We start from the raw sequence: 19,215 nt of genomic DNA on the forward strand, positions 1-19,215 counted from the left end.
AGCTGGCAGCGCGCGCGGCCGAGTACGCGGCCGGCCTCCCCACCCTGCGCCTGTTCGACGGAGAAGGCCGCTCGCTCCTCCGCTTCCGTGCCGTCAGCGAACGCTACCTCGCCGTGATCGGCGACTGGGTCCGCCGGGTCCTGCTGGCAAGCGCGGTGCTTCAGGTCTGCGTCGGTTCCGGGCTGCTGCTCGTGCTCCCGCTGAGCTTGTGGCTCACGGCGCGGGGGGACTTGCCCGTTTCGCATCTCGTGATCTTCCTGGTCTTCGTTCCGAGCCTCGGCGGTCTGATCACCCGCCTGCCGAATTTCGCCTTCCGCTTCGCGCAGCAGGGCGAGGTGCTGAGCCGGATCGATGCCCTACTCGCCGAACCGCCGCTGCCCCGAGCCGACGCCCCCGCCCGTCCGGCGGACCGGACCGTGCGCTTCGAAGGAGTCGGCTTCCGCCGCGGTGAGCGAACGGTGCTGGACGGGATCGACCTCGTGCTGGAGCCCGGCACGGTCACGGCCCTCGTCGGCGCGAGCGGGGCCGGCAAGACGACGCTGGCCAACCTGCTGATGCGCTTCCACGACCCGCAGGCGGGCCGGATCACCATCGGCGGGGTCGATCTGCGCGCCATGACACCGGAGACGCTCTATTCCCTGGTCGGCACCGTGCCGCAGCATCCCTGGCTGTTCACCGGCACGGTGGCCGAGAACCTGCGCCTCGCCGCACCGGAGGCCGGCCCGGCGGCTCTGTCGGAGGCACTGGCACTGGCCCGCGCCGAGACCTTCGTCGCCGGCCTGCCGGGCGGCATCGACGCCCCGCTCGACCACGGCGGCGCCACCCTCTCCGGCGGCGAGCGCCAGCGCCTCTGCGTCGCCCGCGCGCTCCTGCACGACGCGCCGATCCTCGTCCTCGACGAGGCGACGGCTTCGGCCGATCCGATCAACGAGCGCGAGATCCAGCGCGCGCTGGGTGCCCTGGCCCGCGGCCGGACGGTGCTCGTGATCGCCCACCGCCTCGCCTCGATCGTCGATGCCGACCGGATCGTCGTGCTCGACGAGGGCCGGATCGTCGAGAGCGGCGATCATGGGGCCTTGCTGGCGAAGGGCGGCCGCTATGCCCGCTATTGGGCGCTGCAGAACCCCGGCACGCCGAGCGGGAGCTCCGCTCAGGAGGAGAGCGCCTATGCCGCCCGTGCCTAGGGTGCTGTCCGAAGCGGACACCGCTTCGAGAGAGAGCGGGGCGGGAAAGGAGGCCCGGGCCGTGCCCTGGTGGCGCGACCTGACCGGCCGGATCGAGCCCCGGCTGCGCCGCCGTTACCGCGTCGGGCTCGCTCTGCTGGCGGCGGATGCGGGGCTCGCCGCCCTGCCGCTCCTGACGGCGGCCTGGGTGATCGGTCAGCTCGCCGCCGACACCTGGACCAGCGGAAAAGCCTGGATTGCCGCCGCGATCGTGGTCGGTGCCTTCCTCGCTCGCCTCGCCGTGATGCCGGTCGGTTTCGCCCGCGGCTTCGAGGCCGGCTACGGCGCGGTCGCCGAGCTGCGGCTCGCATTGTTCGCGCATCTGCGTCGCCTCGGCCTCGGTGCCCTGTCCCGGATCGGCGCGGCGAGCCTGTCCGATCTCGTGACCCACCGCTTCCGCTGGATCGAGGAGGAGGCGGGCTACGGTCTCGGCCGCCAGATCGGCCACGCGGCACTCGTCCTGGTCCTGATCCTGGTGCTCGCGAGCGTCCATCTCGCCTTTCTCGCCATCGTCGCCGTTCTCGCAGGCGCCGCCGCCCTCGCCTACCACCGACTGGACCGCGCCTTCGCGCGGCTTGCGCGCGACCAAGCCAGCCTCGTCGCGGAGAGCGCCGAGCGCATGGTCGAGTACCTCACAGGCCTGCCGGTGCTGCGATCGCTAGGGCAGGTCGGTGCGCGGCAGGGGGCATATCGCCGCCAAGTTGAGGCGCTGCACGCCTTCTATCGCGCAACGATCGGCACGGTCGCGCCACTGGTCAGCGCCACCCGCATTCTGCTCGATCTGGCGCTGCTCGCCCTGGTGGGGGTCGCGGTGACCCTGTTCGCGCTCGGCGCGATCGGGGCACCGGGCTTGGCCGTCGCCCTTGTTCTGGTGCTACTCCTGCTCCCTCCCCTCGAAGCCTCCGTCGGTGAGGGGTTCATGCTGCGCCTCGTCGGCGATGCCCATGTCCGCGCCGCCGCAATTCTGGCACAGCCGCCGCTCACCGAGGGCGCCGAGACACCGCGCACGGGCGAGATCCGTTTCGAGGGGGTCCGATTCGGCTACGCCCCCGGTCGGCCCGTCCTCGACGAGTTCGACCTCGTCCTTCCCCATGGTCACGTCACGGCGGTGATCGGCCCGAGCGGCGCCGGCAAATCGACTCTGTTGTCGCTGTTGGCCCGCTCCTTCGACGTGGAAGCGGGCTGCATCACCATCGGCGGCCAGGACATCCGTGCGGTCCCCCTCGACCGGCATCTCGCTCGGCTCGGCGTGGTGCCGCAGGACGTGTTTCTGTTCGCTGACACGCTCGCGGGCAACCTGCGCATTGCCAAGCCCGAGGCTACCGAGGCTGAGTGTCGGGCGGCGGCCGAGAGCGCCTGCTGCGCCGGTTTCGTCGCGCACCTTCCCGAAAAAGACGGGACCCGGATCGGCGAGGGGGGGCGCGACCTGTCGGGCGGCGAGCGCCAGCGGGTCGCCATCGCCCGCGCCATGCTGAAGGATGCGGAGATCGTGCTCCTCGACGAGGTGACCTCCGCCCTCGACGCGGAGAGCGAGCACGGCGTCGGCGAGGGCCTGCGGACGCTCTTCCGCGGCCGGACCGTGGTCATGGTCGCCCATCGGCTTCAGACCGTGGCCCAGGCCGACCATATCGTGGTGATGGAAGCGGGCCGCGTCGTCGACAGCGGCCCGCCGGCGGAGCTGCAGGTGCGCTGCGCCCTCTACCGCAATCTTTGGGCCGCCTATCACGACACCGAGCGTTGGCGCCTCTCGAAAGGGATATCCGCTTCCCCGTTGAATGCGGACAACGGACGCTAAGCTGTCGTTCGCAGGCTGAACGTTTTGGAACCGGACGAAACCATCCCTCGCTGCATGGTGGTCACATCTACGACCACATCGCGGGATCAAACACCTAAAGGTGAGCCTCCGGGTCTTATTCGGCGACTTGTCGAGCCGCCGCCAAGGCGAAGTCCTGGGGCGTCAGCCACCCCAGAGCTGTGTGAGGACGGCTCTCGTTGTACTGCCGCCGCCACGTCTCGATCTTGCTCCTCGCGTCGGCCAAGGACAAGAACCAGTTCGCGTTTAGTCACTCGTCGCGCAGGCGGCCGTTGAACGACTCGACCAACGCGTTGTCGGTCGGTTTGCCAGGCCGCGAGAAGTCCAGCGTGACGCCGTTCTCGTAGGCCCAGCGGTGAGCGCTTTCGAGACGAACTCAGGCCCGTTATCGACCTGGATCGCGCGCGGCGCTCCGCGCAGCAGTGCCAAGCGGGCGACGGCAGCCACGACCTGCTCGCCTTTGATGCCTTGGTCGACCTCGATCGCCAGAGCCTCGCGCGTGAAGGCGTCGACGATCGTTAGGGCTCGCAGCCGGCGGCCGTCGAACAGCGCGTCGGAGACGAAGTCCATCGACCAACGCTCGTTCGGCCAAAGCGTCACGCAGTTCGCGCAGAAAGATCGCCGGCCGCGCCTCGTAGGTCGTCAGGATCAGGTCGGCCTGCGCCTCGATCCGGTGCGAGGCGTGATCGCCACCCGACGGCTTGGGCGCGAGCTGTCCCTCCTGGCGAAACCGATCCGACCAGCGGCTGGCGCTGGACACGCTGACCCCGAACCGGGCTGCGGCTTGATGACAGGACGCGCCCGCGGCTACCGCCGACACGACACGCTCGCGTAGATCGACAGACAAGGGTGAAGGCATCGGCATCCTCCTTCACTCCTCAACGTCCCGACTCTCCAGCCGTCCCAACCCGCTCGGGCACGGCTCTAAATCGCTTTTGCCGTGACGGCGGCAGCCAGCGCACACGAGAAGCTGGGTAACCAGTTATCTGATCTCGTGCGCCCACGTCCCCTAATCGGAGCATGTCGTCGCAACCCGATCCAAGCTGTGAGGACACCGCGTAGCGGTGAACAGCTCAGGGCGACGTCGGGTGGCCCGCAAGTCCCGTGGCACCGGCCAACAGCTTCCGAACGCCGGAATGAAATTTTCGGCGCGCCTCGGAACTGGCTTGCGCTCGCTGCGTTACGCGCGTGCGAGGCCCTGAATGGGCTCGCACCATGGGCGCCGGACACCCGGTGTCCGGCGTCCCTTGTAGTCACGTTGCTCATTGGAGGATGTGGTTATGAGGACATACGACGTTGCGCCCCTGTTCCGTTCGTCCGTTGGCTTCGACAGGCTGCTCGATCTGCTGAGCCAAGCCGAAAGGGCCGAAGCGACAGCCGCTTGGCCGCCCTACAACATCGAGAAAGTGGCTGAGGACGAGTACCGCATCACCATGGCGGTGGCCGGCTTCACGTCGGACGAGATTGAACTCACTCAGCACGCCACCGCCCTCGTCGTCTCCGGCCAGAAGAAGAGCCAGGAGAGCGAGCGCCACTACCTGCATCGCGGCATCGCCGCCCGCACGTTCCGCCAGACCTTTAATCTGGCCGAGCACGTGAGGGTCACGGGCGCCGCCCTGGAGAACGGACTGCTCACCGTGGATCTCAAACGCGAGGTGCCGGAGGCGCTCAAGCCCCACCGCATTGCCATCGACGGGACACAGGCCGCCCTCGGGCAGGACAACGCGCCCGCACAGGTCGAGGACCGCGTCAAAGCTGCCTGATCAGGACTAGGAGCAACACGGATCCCGCGCGGGTCCTGTGCCCGCGCTGAAGGTCACATGCCCCCAACCATGCTGATGGAGACAGAAGCTATGAGTGTGAGAGATCTGATCCCTTGGGGTCGCAGCACGAGCGCGCCCGTGCCGAGCCGGATGCGGGATGAGTCCGCGAGCCCGTTCCTGATGCTCCACCGCGAAATGAACCGTCTGTTCGATGACGTGTTCAGCGGCCTTGGCGCCGGAGCCCTCACGCCGGCTATGCGCGGCCTCGGCTGGCCGAGCGTCGAAGTGGTCGAGACCGAGCAGGGCCTACGCGTCTCGGCCGAACTGCCAGGCCTTGACGAGAAGGATGTCGAGCTCACGATTGATGATGGCGTCCTGACGCTCCGGGGCGAGAAGCGAGCGGAGAAGACGGACAAGGAGCGCGGCTACACAGAGCGCTCCTACGGCCGCTTCGAACGCAGCCTCGCCCTCCCCTTCGCCGTCGAAGAGGACAAGGCCGAAGCCTCGTTCAAGAACGGCGTGCTCAGTGTGACGCTGCCCCGCTCGGCCAAGGCACCGGAGCGCGGACGGCGCATCGCGATCAACGGCGGCACGCCGCAGACGACGGCGCACTGACGCGCACTCTACCGGTTCGGAGAGAGCCAACGACTGAACGCTGAAACGGTGGCCGGCGTGGACCAGCGGGTCACGTCGGCTGCTGAACCTTTGCTCGATTGAGGAGGGTCCCATGCAGCAGATTGAGACACCCGTCGAACGGCTCGGCCCGCTGGCCTCGGTGACGCTCCGGCCATCGGCCGAGGACGCGTTCGAGGCCTTCGTGGCACCGGGTGACGTCTTCAGGCATCCCCGCGAGGTGCTGACCTATCCCGGCCTGACCACGGCCGAGAAGCGCGTCGTCCTTGCGTCCTGGGCGTCCGATGCCCGCGCGGTCGAATCCTGCCCGACCATGCGCTGCCTGCCAGGGTGTCGGGCCGAGCCCGTCCCATTCGATGCCGTCCTTGCCGCGCTGCAGGCGCTGGATGAAGGGCCTATCGACCGGCCGGAAGCGAGGGGAAAGCCACGCTTGCCATTCACGGTCGGAAGCCGCGGCAATCGCGAAGCAGCGTCCTGGCGGAACGGCTTCCACTAAGAGGGGGAGCGATCACATGACGACCTTACACCTGAAGGATTGGCGCCACCGGTGGTCCTGGGTGCAACGCCGGTGGTTCATGGTTCCGGCGCGAGGTACGAACGCTGCGCTGCTGACGGATTGGCTGCTCACCATGAGCCTTTGCGTCGGCCTCGCGTCAATCCTGCCGGCATCGGCCGCAGTCTGGGCGCTAGCGTCCCTGTCCTCCGTGGCAGGCTACGTCTGGCTCGCCCTTGCCATCACGCAAGCCGGTCCGCCTGCCGCAAGCCCGCACCTCACCGCCTGGGATGCCGCCCTGCTGTCGTTTGCCGCCAGCTTCGGTGTGCAGACAGCAGCGTATCTCGGAGCGTTCAGCCCCTGATCGGATCAAGACATGGAGACGCAGCCATGCAGGAAACCGCAGCCGGGATTGGACACAACAATCCGCCGGTCGCGTGCAACCCGGCACCCTGGCTTGCCGGCGCACACGCGATCATACGGCGCCGCAAGCGTCCGGTCGGAACCGCAGGTCGAGCCCGCGAGAACGACTGGATCCTCAGCTTCGAGCGGCGCAAACCCCCGGAGATTGACGAGCTCATGGGCTGGACCGGGGGCGACGACACCCTGGCGAATGAGGTTCGTCTGACCTTCGCCTCGCGAGCCGAGGCCATCGCTTATGCCGAGCGCCAGGGGCTGGACTACGACGTCGAGGCCGAGCCTGAAGGCGTCCCGCAGGCCAGCTTCGTGACGCCGCGATTTTGGGCCCGGTACGGCAGGCATGCCTTCGGCAGGCCGCTGGTTACCCGCACTCGATCTCCGGTGGGCCAGAACCCCGAGGACCACACGGCACCTGGGACGAGCAGCCCAGACCTGGAGCATGCCCTCTTGGCCCCTGCCGCAATCTTTTCGGCTCCTGAGGTTGTTCTGAACCAGCCCCAGCTGACGAAGGAGTACAAGCGGGAGATCCTCCGGCGTTGGGCCTGGGACGAGTACCTGAAAGAGGTTTCTGCCTCGGAAGGGATGGCGGGAGGCGAGCCCTCCCGGCTCGAAGAGGTCAAGAGGGCCCTTCTGACCCTGAGTGAGGTTTGGCGACCGAGGCCGAGCGCGCCAGCGGCGGCCGTGTCGAGCACACTTGGTGAGCTCGCCGCCATCGCTGCTTGAGCATGCTTGGTCATGGACGGCCATCTCGGTTGCCGGAGCCATCAGGAGCGACAGAGAAAATCATGGCCGGTTGTTCACTGAACCATCCGAACTGCCGCTCCTGAGCGGACAACATCAGCGATCTGCAAGCATGAGGCGGATCATGGTCACGAACTGGAGAGAATACATCGAATCCTACACGTCGTGCATCATTGCACTTGCCGTGTTCCTGTTCGCAGCGCCCTGGGTCTGGGGCTACTCGGACGTGCCAAGAGCGTCATGGAGCGCCTGGATCAGCGCCATGGTCGTGGCAGGCTTGGCCGTCGTCGCCTGGGCTTGGCCGCCGCTACGTGCGGAGCGTGCCAACCTCTTCGGCGGTCTCTGGTTGATCCTCGCCCCTTGGGCTCTGCACTTCACCGAAAGCTCCAGCGCATTCTGGACACATGTCTGCGTGGGTGCTGGTGTCATGGCGTTTGCAGCAGCGGAAGCATGGCTCCTGCACCGCGCCGGCCCGACGGCAATTCAGCCGCGTCACCCTTGTGATTTGAGCGGCTCATATCGCTCATAGAGATGGGATCGATGCTGTTCCGAGCCCGCAGTGTCAGGAGCCAAGTGCGAGCGGGGTCTTCAGGCGCCGGTGACGACTAGAGAGGCCACGGGACATACAGTGCTACCATGATCAAGCCGCGGCGATTCATTGCAAGCGTGCTCATGATCGCGCTCTCGGCCTGCAATCAGAAGCAGGCTGTGGCCCCGATGCCGGCCGGCTTGCCGGAGGTGAGCATCGTCACGGTCCAGGCGCAGCCGCTCCCATACGTGAGAAGCCTTCCCGGTCGGGTCGCTCCGCTGCGGGTCGCGGAGGTGCGTTCCCGAGTTTCCGGACTCGTGACCAAGCGTCTGTTCGAGCAAGGCAGCCACGTCAAGGAAGGCGACATTCTCTACAAGATCGATCCGGCTCCCTACGAGGTTGAACTCGCGCGAAGCGAGGCGGAGTTGGCCAAGGCCGAGGCAGCCCTCACGCTCACAACGCAGCAGGCGGAGCGCCTTGGGCTTCTTCTCGCGCGAGGTACCGCGAGCCAGGCGCAGTATGATGGTGCCTCCGCGGCACAGAAGCAGGCTCAGGCGGAAGTCGCAGCGGCGAAAGCCATGCGCGATAGGGCCAAGTTGAACCTCGGCTACACCGACGTCCGCGCTCCCATCTCGGGTCGTATCGGGCGAGCGCTGCTCACGGAGGGCAACCTCATCGAGCAAGGCAGCGGGCAGGTGTTCGCGACCATCCAGCAGCTCGATCCGATCTACGTCGACATCACTCAGTCGGTCGGTGAGCTGAACAAGATCCGGCGCGACCTTGCGAGAGGCGAGCTACTGAGCCTTGCGAACGATGTCGCCAATGTCGAGCTCCTCCTCGACGATGGAACGGCCTATGGCCAAACCGGCAAGCTCCTGTTCTCCGATGTGACAACCGACCCGAGCACCGGTCAGGTCACCATGCGCGTGCTGTTCCCCAATCCCCGGGACGAGCTGTTCCCTGGCATGTACGTGCGGGCGCGCCTTCCGCAGGGTATCGACGCGGACGCCATCGTCGTGCCTCAGCAGGCGGTCCACCGCACTAGCGACGGTAAGCCTGAGGTTTGGGTCGTCGGCGACGGTGATAAGGTCATGCTCCAACCGGTGGAGGTTGGGCCGGTTATCGATGAGGGGTGGATCGTTCGCGAGGGTCTCAAGTCAGGCGACCGCGTCGTCGTTGAGGGTGTCCAGAAGATCAGTCCAGGCACACAAGTGACGCCCGTGGAATGGAAGATCCCCCCGCCCGGCCGATCCGAACCCGATCCGCCTGGAAGCGCCGGCTCTATGAATATGCTGCAGTATTGATGGATCGCTGTCTCGGGAAATCAGGCCAGCGTGTCGTAGCCACTGCCTTCCAACAGGGCGGAGAGAAAGCGATCAGCTCGCTTCGGGCCCGACTGGCCTATGGCAGCCAGTCGTGGTTGCCGCTCTCCGAGGCGGGGGGTCAGTGTGGCCGCATTGAGCCGGCATGCTCCGCCCGAAGTTCGTTAACAGGAACGGAAGATCGCGTTCTGGGCATGGAAGGTACGAAGGAGTTCGCAGGGTGGATCAACGTACAACCCAGGATCCAATCGATCCGAACCAGGGCCAAAGGCGTTTTCCCTTCTCGCGACACGTCTCGGCGGCGGCGGACACGCTGCGGGACACGCGCAAGGCGTGGCCGGGCCTGAGCCTCTACGAGCGTTTCGAAGAGGGGATCGTTGTGGTTCTGACCGGCCTCATCGGCCTCGTCATCGTCGCGGCGGTGATCAACCTCTGTTTCCGGGTGGTCTTACTCGTGGTCTACGGCTTGCTCGACCCGGCCGAGCACAGCGTGTTCCAGGCCGTGTTCGGCATGATCTTCACCGTGCTGATCGCGCTGGAGTTCAACCATTCGATCCTGAGCGTGCTCCACCGCCAAGAAAGCATCATCCAGTTGCGCACGGTCATCCTGATCGCGCTGCTGGCGCTCGCCCGCAAGTTCATCATCCTGGATGCCAGCAAGACCGAGCCGCTGACCATCATTGGGCTGGCAGCCGCCGTCCTGGCGCTTGGCGCCGTCCACTGGCTGGTGCGGGACCAGGATCGCAAGGACACGCAAACGAGGAGCGAGAGCCCTTCCTAGCGCCGCGTGTCTGCCAGCTCCAGCAGAAGTGGCTCGACCACCGCTCAGAGGTCGTCAGGTGCGAGGGTGTCCATGCCCTCCCAACCCGCTCGGCCCAGTTTTGTCCCACGCTCTTCATCGCCGTTGTACCGCTTCATCATCAAGTGCCAAGGGACCGAGAACTGGACGTCTGCCCCCGCGCACGAACACGGGAGGAGAGATCGACGACGTCGATGTTCCATTGGTTGCCGTGTTCGGTCGAGGCGGGTCTGATCGGATGCACGCTGATCCTCGGACCTGTGGACGAATCCGGAAACAGTAGCAGCTAATAAATACATCGCGTCATTGTAATAGATATTATCTAAGAACTTCAGTTTTTGTAAAATATTCTATAATCATACACATTATGCCTGAGGGGTCTTCATCTTGGGGAGAGTGACCTCTTTCCGGTAGATGATGAACCTCTACCTGCGGACAGGATTGGCGCACGCCGTCGATCTGCAATACGGTGCCGTAGCGGTCACTCTCGCCCTGAACGAGGAGGAGTGGCACGATCACGGTCTCCAAAGTCGTCCGGACGTCCCATCCGCTGCGCTGGGGATCGAGCCACGCGTCGCTCCAGCCTCTGAATGCGCCGTCAACGTCCATGTGTCGTGTTGCTAACCTCCGCCTCAGGTCGCCCTCCTCAAAGGCCTGCGTGGCACGCGCGACACCCTCGATCGTCGCGGCCTCAGCCACGACGTGCGGCGCGATCAAGGCCGCTCCGCGGATGCGCGGGTCACCGGAAGCGGCCGCGAGGGCTGCGATGGTCGCACCGTCCGAATGGCCGATGAGGATGCAGTCGCTGATGCCGACCACCTCGAGCACGTGCGGCAGAACCTCCGCCGCCTCGCGCTCGAGATAGTCGAGCGGGCGTGGCCGCGTGATCCGGCTCGAACGCCCGTAGCCCGCGCGGGAATAGGCGAAGACCGGGCATCCGGATGCCTTTGCCAGCCCGTCCGCAAACGGCCACCAGCCATCGGCCGAGCCGAGGCCCTCGTGAAGAAGCACGATCGTGGTGGCGCCGGCCCGTCGTGGTATGGTGCGGCGATATTCGAGGCGCTGCGAACCGAGATCGAGGAAGCCCGCTTCCGGCGGATCGGGGGCTTCACCCGGCTCGGATGTCATCGGCGATCTTCTTGGCGATCATAAGGGTTGGAACGTTGGTGTTGGCGCTCGGCAGACGCGGCATGACGGAGGCGTCTGCGACCGTCAATCCGTCGGTCTTGATTGTGCTTCCTGTCGGATCGACAACGGCCCCGGGATCCGCCGGATCGCCCATCCTGCAGGTCACTCTCGCGTGCCAAGCCCAGAAGACGCCGTCGCACACGTCGTCCGCGAGGGCCGTCTCGTCGGCACCGATTCGGGCGAGATCGCGCCCGCCGGTGAGGCTGCGCAACATTAGCCAGCGTAAGGGGCGCGGCCCGTCGAGTAGGCGTGCGAGCTCCGCCGTGACATGGCGGCAGCGACGGCCGACCCGGCACGGCGCTGGGCAGGGTATCGATCCCGGCCCCCACGAGAAAGACGCGGCGCCCGGGATACGTGGACACACGGTTGGCTAAGACGCAGCCCGCGGACCCGCCACCGGCGATCAGCCGTCGACCGAGTCTGGCAGGCCCCCCTTCCCCCTTGCCCGTCAGCCGCCTACTTCCGCGCGCCAGTCGGCCTCGGGTACGATCACAGCCGCGAGGTCCACCTCGGCCTCGCCCGGCACGCGGATGCGCGTGAACTTCATTGGCGGTGCGTCGAGCGGCGCCGTGGCGTCGAGGCCCATCTTGGCGCCGAACCCCTCCCGTGTGGAAGGGTCGAGCTTCGAGCCCTGGCTGCCGGCGATCACTACTAGGTCGCGATCGGCCTGGAAGCGAGTCGACACCGCCCACTCGACCTCCCGGGGATCGTGGATGTCCACGTCCGTATCGACCACGACCGCGTGCTTGATGTCGTAATGTGCGGCGAAGGCCCCGAGCAGCACGTTCTTGGCCTCGCCCTCCTGCGACTTACGCAACTTGATGTAGAGGTGGTAACGTCCGACGCCACCCAGCGACAGGTGGACGTCCTCGACGCTGGGGAAGTTGCGCTGGAGCGAGGCGAGGATCGTGGCCTCGCGCGGGATCGCGCCGAGGAGGAGGTGCTCCAAGCCGCCGCCGACGATCATGTGGAAGATCGGGTTTTCGCGATGGGAGACCGCGTCGACGGTCATGACATGGCGTTTGGCGCGCTCGCCGTAATATTGCGGGAACTCGCCGAAAGGCCCCTCCAACTCGCGCACCTCCGGCAGGATCCGGCCCTCAATTACGATCTCCGCCTCCGCGGGCACGCGCACGTTGTTCGTCAGGCACTTTACCACGTCGAGGGGTGCGCCGGAGAGCGCGCCTGCGATCTCCAGCTCGTCGTGGCCGAGCGGCACGATCGCCTGCGAGGCCAGCAGGCAGGCCGGATCAACCCCGACAACCAGGGCGACCTCAAGGCCACGGCCTGTGGCCTCGGCCTTCCGGTAGAAGTTGTCGGTGTGGCGCGGCAGGACGAGGACGCCGATCCGATCCGGCCCGCTGATCTGGCAGCGCAGGATGGCGACGTTCTGCGCGCCCGTCTCGGGATCGCGAGAGATCATCAACCCGGCCGAGATGTAGGGGCCGCTGTCGTGCTCGTTCAGCGTGGGCACGGGCAGCAGACGCAGGATGTCGATGGCGCCGCGGTGCACCACCTCCTGGGCCGGGCCGGTCTCGCGCTCGCACCAGGGCAGTGGCTCGGCGCAGGCCTGCTGGAAATGCGCGATCAGGCGGTCCTCGCGGGTACCGAGCGCCTCGGCCATCCAGGCCCGGCTGGAGACGAGGCCGGAGACGATGGTGCCGCGCTGGCCGCCTGGCCGCGGGAACAGGGTGGCACTGCGCCCGTCCAGCCGGTTGGCGACTGCAGCCGCCTCGTGGCGCAGACAGATGCCGGGCCGCGCGACGCTGAGGCGCCCGCTTCCGTCGAGACGGTCGAGCCAGGCGCGCAGGGAGCGCACGGGAACCGGGTCGCTCATGATGTCCTCCCGTTCGCCGCGGGTCGTCGGCGTCGTTCCTCCCTGGTTAGGGTGTCCACGGGGCGCGCCAAAATAAAGATTGCTGATACCCGCGATCAGACAGTCTGAATTGCCCCGTTGGCATCGGCGTGGTCCAGTTTAAGAGGGTGTGGCCGCAGAGCCGGACCTGGGAGGCGCAAGCGGTGGACCTACGCCAGATCTCCTACTTCGTCGCGTTGTTCGAGGAGGGCAGCGTAACCCGCGCGGCACAACGCATGAATGTGGTGCAGCCGGCGCTCAGCATGCAGATCGCCAAGCTGGAGCGAGAACTGGACCAACGCCTGTTCGACCGGCAGCCCAAGGCGATGGTGCCGACCGCCGCCGGCCGGACGCTGCACCAGCTCGTAGCGCCGATACTGCGCGACGTCGCCGAGGCGCGGGCAACGATGGCGCGGCTGTCCGAGAGCGTGTCCGGCCGCTTGACCGTCGGAATCCTGTCCTCGCTCGCGATGAGCGTCGTTCCGAATGTGCTCGCCCGCTTCTCGGTCGCCTATCCGCAGGTCGAGCTGTCGCTGGCGGACGGTTACAGCAGCACCTTCATCGACAGCGTCGGCACCGGCGGCCTCGATCTCGCGGTAATCAACAAGCCGCCGCGACGCCTCGGCCTCCTCGTCGATCCCCTGCTCGACGAGGAGATGGTGGTGGTCGGCGGGCGCGACACGCCGCTGCCGATCCCGGTCCCGGTCCGCATGCGCGACCTGACGCAACTCGACCTGATCCTGCCCTCGCAGCGGCACGGCCTGAGGCTCGAGCTCGACCGGCGGGTTGGCTCAGAGGACATCGCGCTGAGCCCGAAGCTCGAGCTCGACCTTCCGCCGGCCATCGCCGACTTCGTGGCGCGCTCGGACCGCTTCACAGTCCTGCCCAGCGTCGCCGTGAGCCGGCAGCTCGCCGAGGGGTCCCTTAAGGCCTACCGCATCGTCGCGCCACGCATCACGCGCCAGCTCGTCATCATCCACCACCCGAAGCATCCGCTGACCACGGCAGCCCTTCGCTTCATCGAAATGCTGTCCGAGGAACTCTCGGCGGCGGCGGACGCCCTGCAGGCGCATATCGTGACTGGGTCCTGATTCGGCCTGCCCGATCGCGCCCGTGCAACGATCGCGCATGCAGTCCCGGTGATCGCGACTATCAACCATCCTTATTCGACAGCGCCGTCCGGACGTCCCTACGATCGCCGGAAGCCGCCCGCCCAGCGCCGGGGTGAGGGGGAACCACGATCGAGGGCGAGGAAACGACCATGGACGGCAGCGCGCATCACTGGATCGATGGCGAGGTTTGCGGCACGCCGCGGGCGGACAGCCTCGACCCAGCGGACGGCAGCCGCGTCGGCAGGATCGCCGAGGGCGGCCTGGCCGAGGCGAAGGCGGCGGTCGCGGCGGCGCGCCGGGCCTTCGACTGCGGCATCTGGGCCTCCACCCCACGACTCAGGCAGCAGGTACTGCTCCTCTGGGCCGCAGCGCTAGAAGCGGATCGGGAGCGCCTCGCCGAACTCCTCACTCGCGACAACGGCAAGGCAATCGCTCAGTCGCGCGGCGAGATCGCGGGGGCGATCTCGGAGGTGCTTTACTACGCGGGCCTTGCCCGCCACATCCCTGGCCACGTCCTGGAGCCGGAGCCGGGCGTGCTCTCAACCATGCTGCGCGAGCCCGCGGGCGTCACCGGCATCATCGTGCCCTGGAACGCACCGGCCGTGTTGCTGGTGCGCTCTCTCGCGCCGGCACTGGCCGCGGGCTGCACCGCGATCGTCAAGCCGGCTGCGCAGACCGCCGTGTTCAACGCCGCCCTGATGGCCCCGCTGCTCGCCGCACCGGGACTGCCCGCGGGCGTGGTCAACGTCATCGTTGAAATCGGCCACGCCGGGGCCGAGCACCTCTCGGTCTCGCACGACGTCGACGTCCTCAGCTTCACCGGCTCGACCGCCACCGGCAAGGCGATCATGCGGGCCGCGGCCGACAGTATGAAGAAGCTCTCGCTCGAACTCGGAGGCAAGTCCGCCTGCCTCGTCTTCCCGGATGCCGAGATCGGCACCGTGGCGGTCAAGCTGGCCGAGGCGGCGACCATCATCTCGGGCCAGCAATGCACGGCTGCGCGGCGCGTCCTCGTGCACCGATCCCGGTTACCCGAGATGCGCGAGGCTCTGACGGCGGCCCTCTCGGAGTTGCGGGTCGGACCCGGTCTCGACCCGGCGACACAGGTCGGCCCGCTCATCGACCGCGCGACGCGCGACGCTGTCGCGGCCCGCGTCGAAGCGGCCTGCGCCGGTGCCGACGCTGTCCTGTTGAGGCCGACGATTCCCGACGGGCCCGGCGCATTCCTGACGCCATCCCTCGTGGAGCACGGCGATCCGCGCGCTGACTTCGTGCAGGACGAGATCTTCGGCCCCTTCCTCGTCCTCGAAGGCTTCGAGAGCGAGGCCGAGGCGGTCGAGAAGGCGAACGACACCGTATTCGGGCTCTCAGCGAGCGTCTGGACGCGGGACGGAGCGCGGGCGCTGCGGATGGCCCGGGCGTTACGCAACGGCACGGTCTGGATCAACGACCACAACAAGCTTTTCGCGGAGGCCGAGACCGGCGGCTACCGTCAGAGCGGCCTCGGACGCCTGCACGGCTACGAAGCCTTCATGGACTTCACCGAGCTGAAGCACGTCTACCAGGCGCCGGGGCTCATCGAAGGCTTTGACGCGTGAGCCTCAACCTGCCCCTCGTCGTCGGCATCTCCGGCGCTTCGGGCGCGATCTACGGCATCCGCCTGCTCGAGATACTGCGCGACCTCGACATCCCGGCCCATCTCGTGATGTCGCGCTCGGCCGAGGTGACCCTCGCCCACGAGACCGACCTGAAGGTCGCCGACGTGCGCGCTCTCGCGGCGAAGACCTACGCGCAGTCCGACATCGGCGCGGCGATCTCCTCAGGCTCGTTCCGCACGCGCGGTATGATCGTGGCGCCTTGCTCGGTGCGCAGCATGTCGGAGATCGCCGCGGGCACCACCACCGGCCTGCTGACGCGGGCCGCCGACGTGGTGCTCAAGGAGCGCCGGCGCCTTGTCCTGATGGTGCGCGAGACGCCGCTCCATACCGGGCACCTCCGTACGATGACGGCGCTCTCCGAGATGGGCGCGATCATCGCGCCCCCTGTTCCCGCCTTCTACGCGCGGCCGGAGAACCTCGCAGTGATGGTCGATCACACGGTGGGCCGCGTCCTCGACCTGTTCGAGATCGAGGCCGGCTGCGTACGGCGATGGCGCGAGGATGCGAAGTGACTCGCAGAAGCGGCGATGTGAGGCCCATCATCGGCGGTGATCGGATCAATAAAACAAGATTATTTGCCAGAAATATTGTTCCGGCGTTGAATCCAAATGCAGAATATCGGTCTCTCGCAGTCACGAGTGAGACCGAATACCCCGCAATGCTCCCGGTCGACCGGATGGCAACGGAGCGGGACATGGGAGGTTCGGATGAGAGTCGAGCTTGAGCCGCGCGAACGCACCAGCGAGGTCTGCAGCGCCGCTGACGTTCTGCTCCGGCAGCTCAGCGTCTGCGGCGTCGACTACTTCTTCGCCAACGGCGGCACTGATTTCCCGCCGATCGCGGAGGCCTTCGCCCGCGCCGAGGCGACCGGCGAGGCCGCGCCGCGACCGTTGGTGATCCCGCACGAGAACCTCGCCGTCGCGATGGCGCATGGCGTCTATATGGTCTCCGGCCGAGCCCAGGCCGTGATGGTGCACGTCAATGTCGGCACCGCCAACGCTGTCAACGCCGTGCTGGACGCCAGCCGGGACGAGACCCCAGTGCTGCTGTTCGCCGGCCGCTCGCCCTATTCCGAAGCCGGCCGCCACGGGTCGCGCACCCGTTACATTCACTGGGCGCAGGAGATGTTCGATCAGGCGGGTATGCTGCGCGAGGCGGTGAAGTGGGACTACGAGCTCCACCTCCCCGAGCAGGCCGGCGAGATCGTGGCCCGGGCCCATCAGGTGGCGATGTCGGCCCCACGCGGGCCCGTCTATGTCACGCTACCCCGTGATACCCTGGCCGGTGCCGCGGCGCTGCCGGGCTCCTCTGCCACCGCCCCCCTCGCGCTCGTCCCGGCGCCCCACCCGGACCCGGCCTCCATCGCGCAACTCGCGGACTGGCTCGCGCTGGCCCGGCAGCCGGTCATCGTTACGGCGAGCGCCGGCCGGAGCGAGGCCGGCTTCCGAGCACTGGCGCGCTTTGCCGAGCGCTTCGCGGTGCCGGTGGTGTCCTTTCACCAGCGCTTCCTCAACATCGCGTCCGATCATCCGTGCTTCGCGGGGTTCGAGCCCGGTCCCTGGATCCATGACGCCGACCTCGTCATCGCGCTCGACTGCGACGTACCCTGGATCCCCTCGATCCAGAACCCGCCGAAGGGCGCGCGGGTGGCCCATCTCGGGATCGATCCGGCATATACACGCTACCCGATGCGTAGCTTCCAGGCGGATCTCTGCCTGCCCGGTGAGGCCGCCGTGCTGCTCGGCGGCCTGGAGCGCGCTCTCGAAGGCCGCATCGCCGAGCATTGCCTCTCGGAGCGTCGCGCGGAGATCAGGCGGCGCAGGCCTTCGCTCACGCTACCCGAAGCGCGCGATCCGATCACCCCCGAATGGATCAGCGCCTGCGTGGCCAAAGCGGTCGGGCCTGAGGCAATCATCGTCAACGAGTACCCACTGCGCCTCGACCATTGCCCGCGCAGGCAGGCCGGGACCTATTTCGGGCTGAGCCCAGCCGGCGGCCTTGGCTGGGGACTCGGAGCGGCGCTCGGCGCAAAGCTCGCGGCGCCGGACCGGCTCGTCGTCGCGACGCTCGGCGACGGAGCCTACATCTTCGCCAACCCGACCGCGAGCCACTGGGCGGCTGCCACCCACGGCCTGCCTGTCCTCACGGTCGTCTTCAACAACGCACTCTACGGCGCTGTCCGAAACTCGACGCTCGCCATGTACCGGGAGGGCTTCGCCGCGAAGAACCGCGGGCGCATGCTCGCCGATCTCGGCCCCGCCCCAGACTTCGAGCGGGTCGTGGAGGCGAGCGGCGGCCTCGGCCTGCGGGTCGAGAGCGCCAACGCCCTGCCCGGCGCGCTCGCCGAGGCCGTCGCGGCGGTGCGCGGCGGCCGGCAGGCCCTCGTCAACGTCATCTGCGAGTACTGAGATGACGGCGACGAACCCGGGCGTGGCCGAGGGGGGCGCCGGACGGGGTGCGGCTCCGGCACGCGCCGCCGGCTGGGGCAGCGGCGGCTTCAGCGGACAGGCCGCCGCCCTGCGCCGTCGATATCCGACGGTGGACGATCTGAAGGCCCGAGCCCGGCGCCGCACGCCGCGCTTCGCCTACGATTTCGTGGCCGGCGGGGTCGGAGAGGATCTCTGCCTCGCCCGCAATCGCGCCGCCCTCGACGCCATTGTGATCACTCCGCGCCTCGGACTCGACGTCGCGCGGATCGATACGGCGATCACGCTGTTCGGGCGCGACTACCGCGCGCCCTTCGGCGTCGCGCCGATGGGCCTCGCCGGGCTGCTCTGGCCCGGTGTCGACGAGGCTCTCGCCCGTGCCGCGCAGCGCGCCCGGATCCCCTACGTGCTCTCGACGGTGGCCAACACCACGATCGAGCGCGTCGGCCAACTCGCGCCCGACGTGTTCTGGTACCAACTCTACGGCGTTCCGGGAAACGACCACGCCGTCTCCTTCGACCTGGTCGCCCGCGCTGAGCGGGCCGGCGCGCACGCCCTCGTGGTCACCATGGACGTGCCGGTGCGCTCGAAGCGCACCCGTGACGTGCGCAACGGCCTCGTCGTGCCCTTCCGCCCCACTCTGCGCACGGCTCTCGACGCCGCCCGCGCTCCGCAATGGGGCCTTGCGATGTTGCGCCACGGCCAACCCCGCTTCGAGAACTTCCTGGCTTATGCCGGGGCGGACGCGAACACCACGGATCTGGCGAGCTACGTCTTCCAGAAGATGGCCGGCCCGATGACCTGGGAAATGGTGGCGCGCCTGCGCCAGGCGTGGCCCCGCGCCTTCCTGGTTAAAGGCTTGCTGCACCCGGACGACGCCGAGAAGGCGGTCTCGCTCGGCGTCGACGGCATCGTCGTGTCCAATCACGGCGGACGCCAGTTCGACGCGGCGCCGGCCTCGATCGACGCGTTGGCCGAGATTGCGGCGCGGGTCGGCGACAGCACGAGCCTGATCGTCGACGGCGGCATGATGCACGGCCTCGATCTGCTGCGGGCGCTCCGCTGTGGCGCGCAGGCGGCCTTCGCGGGCCGAGCCTTCCTGTTCGGCTACGGCGCCCTCGGCGAGGAGGGGGGCGATCACGTCGCGCGCCTCTTCGAGGAGGAACTGCGCCTCGCTCTCGCCCAGAGCGGCGCCGTCTCCGTTGCGGAGGCGCGCGGAGCGGGCACGACGATGTGAATC

General features: G+C 67.8%; 18 protein-coding genes and 2 pseudogenes. 15 read left to right on the forward strand and 5 right to left on the reverse strand.

Annotation, left to right across the window (positions count from 1 at the left end; translation table 11 throughout):
- A partial coding sequence (locus FHU13_RS17985) for an ABC transporter ATP-binding protein (RefSeq protein WP_183437240.1) occupies positions 1–1,184 on the forward strand: 1,184 nt, incomplete at its 5' end.
- 61 nt (positions 1,185–1,245) lie between these two features.
- Positions 1,246–3,018, forward strand: coding sequence for an ABC transporter ATP-binding protein (locus tag FHU13_RS17990; protein WP_183437241.1), 1,773 nt, complete (start codon positions 1,246–1,248; stop codon positions 3,016–3,018).
- A 115-nt stretch (positions 3,019–3,133) separates the two neighbouring features.
- On the opposite strand, the pseudogene FHU13_RS17995 reads toward FHU13_RS17990, so the two are convergent.
- Positions 3,134–3,624 (reverse strand): annotated as a pseudogene (locus FHU13_RS17995) (IS3 family transposase); the annotation flags it as partial.
- Positions 3,611–3,895 (reverse strand): annotated as a pseudogene (locus tag FHU13_RS18000) (helix-turn-helix domain-containing protein); the annotation flags it as partial. The pseudogenes FHU13_RS18000 and FHU13_RS17995, both read right to left, overlap by 14 nt.
- 421 nt (positions 3,896–4,316) lie before the next feature.
- On the opposite strand from FHU13_RS18000, the gene FHU13_RS18005 reads away from it, so the two are divergent.
- From FHU13_RS18005 to FHU13_RS18040, 8 genes are all read left to right on the forward strand, one after another.
- The gene (locus tag FHU13_RS18005) at positions 4,317–4,799 is read left to right on the forward strand and encodes an Hsp20 family protein (protein WP_183437242.1); all 483 of its coding nucleotides are present in this window, start codon (positions 4,317–4,319) and stop codon (positions 4,797–4,799) included.
- Positions 4,800–4,889: 90 nt separating this feature from the next.
- Positions 4,890–5,414, forward strand: coding sequence for an Hsp20/alpha crystallin family protein (locus FHU13_RS18010; protein ID WP_183437243.1), 525 nt, complete (start codon positions 4,890–4,892; stop codon positions 5,412–5,414).
- A gap of 112 nt (positions 5,415–5,526) precedes the next feature.
- Positions 5,527–5,928: a hypothetical protein gene (locus FHU13_RS18015; RefSeq protein ID WP_183437244.1), complete on the forward strand. Its 402-nt coding sequence runs from the start codon at positions 5,527–5,529 to the stop codon at positions 5,926–5,928.
- Between the two features lie 16 nt (positions 5,929–5,944).
- On the forward strand, positions 5,945–6,289 hold the full coding sequence (locus tag FHU13_RS18020; protein ID WP_183437245.1) for a hypothetical protein: 345 nt from the start codon (positions 5,945–5,947) through the stop codon (positions 6,287–6,289).
- A 26-nt stretch (positions 6,290–6,315) separates the two neighbouring features.
- Entirely contained in the window at positions 6,316–7,068 is a 753-nt protein-coding gene (locus tag FHU13_RS18025) for an NADH dehydrogenase ubiquinone Fe-S protein 4 (protein WP_183437246.1), read from the forward strand.
- A gap of 142 nt (positions 7,069–7,210) precedes the next feature.
- Positions 7,211–7,615 carry an SPW repeat protein gene (locus tag FHU13_RS18030; RefSeq protein ID WP_246714732.1) on the forward strand — a complete coding sequence of 135 codons (405 nt, stop codon included), beginning with the start codon at positions 7,211–7,213 and terminating at the stop codon, positions 7,613–7,615.
- 143 nt (positions 7,616–7,758) lie between these two features.
- Positions 7,759–8,919: an efflux RND transporter periplasmic adaptor subunit gene (locus tag FHU13_RS18035; RefSeq protein WP_409518515.1), complete on the forward strand. Its 1,161-nt coding sequence runs from the start codon at positions 7,759–7,761 to the stop codon at positions 8,917–8,919.
- Between the two features lie 238 nt (positions 8,920–9,157).
- Positions 9,158–9,718 carry a phosphate-starvation-inducible PsiE family protein gene (locus FHU13_RS18040; RefSeq protein WP_312889609.1) on the forward strand — a complete coding sequence of 187 codons (561 nt, stop codon included), beginning with the start codon at positions 9,158–9,160 and terminating at the stop codon, positions 9,716–9,718.
- A 336-nt stretch (positions 9,719–10,054) separates the two neighbouring features.
- On the opposite strand, the gene FHU13_RS18045 is transcribed toward FHU13_RS18040, so the two are convergent.
- From FHU13_RS18045 to FHU13_RS18055, 3 genes are all read right to left on the reverse strand, one after another.
- A complete protein-coding gene (locus tag FHU13_RS18045) occupies positions 10,055–10,864 on the reverse strand; it encodes an alpha/beta fold hydrolase (RefSeq protein WP_183437249.1) in 810 nt (269 codons plus the stop codon).
- A complete protein-coding gene (locus tag FHU13_RS18050; RefSeq protein ID WP_312889610.1) occupies positions 10,845–11,288 on the reverse strand; it encodes a GMC oxidoreductase in 444 nt (147 codons plus the stop codon). Before FHU13_RS18050 ends, FHU13_RS18045 begins: the two co-directional genes overlap by 20 nt.
- Before the next feature lie 84 nt (positions 11,289–11,372).
- Positions 11,373–12,761, reverse strand: coding sequence for a UbiD family decarboxylase (locus FHU13_RS18055; protein ID WP_183437251.1), 1,389 nt, complete (start codon positions 12,759–12,761; stop codon positions 11,373–11,375).
- 182 nt (positions 12,762–12,943) lie between these two features.
- On the opposite strand from FHU13_RS18055, the gene FHU13_RS18060 reads away from it, so the two are divergent.
- The 5 genes from FHU13_RS18060 (at position 12,944) to FHU13_RS18080 (ending at position 19,212) form a co-directional block, all read left to right on the forward strand.
- Positions 12,944–13,870, forward strand: a complete 927-nt coding sequence (locus FHU13_RS18060) for a LysR family transcriptional regulator (RefSeq protein ID WP_183437252.1) — start codon at positions 12,944–12,946, stop codon at positions 13,868–13,870.
- Positions 13,871–14,040: 170 nt separating this feature from the next.
- Positions 14,041–15,489, forward strand: coding sequence for an aldehyde dehydrogenase family protein (locus FHU13_RS18065; protein WP_183437253.1), 1,449 nt, complete (start codon positions 14,041–14,043; stop codon positions 15,487–15,489).
- Positions 15,486–16,061, forward strand: a complete 576-nt coding sequence (locus FHU13_RS18070) for a UbiX family flavin prenyltransferase (protein ID WP_183437254.1) — start codon at positions 15,486–15,488, stop codon at positions 16,059–16,061. Before FHU13_RS18065 ends, FHU13_RS18070 begins: the two co-directional genes overlap by 4 nt.
- Positions 16,062–16,256: 195 nt before the next feature.
- Positions 16,257–17,957 (forward strand): thiamine pyrophosphate-requiring protein, encoded by a 1,701-nt coding sequence (locus FHU13_RS18075; RefSeq protein ID WP_183437255.1) that lies wholly within the window; start codon positions 16,257–16,259, stop codon positions 17,955–17,957.
- A gap of 1 nt (position 17,958) precedes the next feature.
- Complete coding sequence (locus tag FHU13_RS18080; protein ID WP_183437256.1) at positions 17,959–19,212, forward strand: alpha-hydroxy acid oxidase; 1,254 nt, start codon at positions 17,959–17,961, stop codon at positions 19,210–19,212.
- Positions 19,213–19,215: the final 3 nt, after the last annotated feature.

This window comes from Methylobacterium sp. R2-1, assembly GCF_014191355.1.
Lineage (GTDB): Bacteria > Pseudomonadota > Alphaproteobacteria > Rhizobiales > Beijerinckiaceae > Methylobacterium.

Bases quoted from the DNA above. Each gene is read 5' to 3' on its own strand.
- FHU13_RS18005 (WP_183437242.1), top strand. From the start codon at position 4,317: ATGAGGACATACGACGTTGCGCCCCTGTTCCGTTCGTCCGTTGGCTTC.
- FHU13_RS18010 (WP_183437243.1), top strand. From the start codon at position 4,890: ATGAGTGTGAGAGATCTGATCCCTTGGGGTCGCAGCACGAGCGCGCCC.
- FHU13_RS18015 (WP_183437244.1), top strand. From the start codon at position 5,527: ATGCAGCAGATTGAGACACCCGTCGAACGGCTCGGCCCGCTGGCCTCG.
- FHU13_RS18020 (WP_183437245.1), top strand. From the start codon at position 5,945: ATGACGACCTTACACCTGAAGGATTGGCGCCACCGGTGGTCCTGGGTG.
- FHU13_RS18025 (WP_183437246.1), top strand. From the start codon at position 6,316: ATGCAGGAAACCGCAGCCGGGATTGGACACAACAATCCGCCGGTCGCG.
- FHU13_RS18030 (WP_246714732.1), top strand. From the start codon at position 7,211: ATGGTCACGAACTGGAGAGAATACATCGAATCCTACACGTCGTGCATC.
- FHU13_RS18035 (WP_409518515.1), top strand. From the start codon at position 7,759: ATGATCGCGCTCTCGGCCTGCAATCAGAAGCAGGCTGTGGCCCCGATG.
- FHU13_RS18045 (WP_183437249.1), bottom strand. From the start codon at position 10,864: ATGACATCCGAGCCGGGTGAAGCCCCCGATCCGCCGGAAGCGGGCTTC.
- FHU13_RS18055 (WP_183437251.1), bottom strand. From the start codon at position 12,761: ATGAGCGACCCGGTTCCCGTGCGCTCCCTGCGCGCCTGGCTCGACCGT.
- FHU13_RS18065 (WP_183437253.1), top strand. From the start codon at position 14,041: ATGGACGGCAGCGCGCATCACTGGATCGATGGCGAGGTTTGCGGCACG.
- FHU13_RS18075 (WP_183437255.1), top strand. From the start codon at position 16,257: ATGAGAGTCGAGCTTGAGCCGCGCGAACGCACCAGCGAGGTCTGCAGC.
- FHU13_RS18080 (WP_183437256.1), top strand. From the start codon at position 17,959: ATGACGGCGACGAACCCGGGCGTGGCCGAGGGGGGCGCCGGACGGGGT.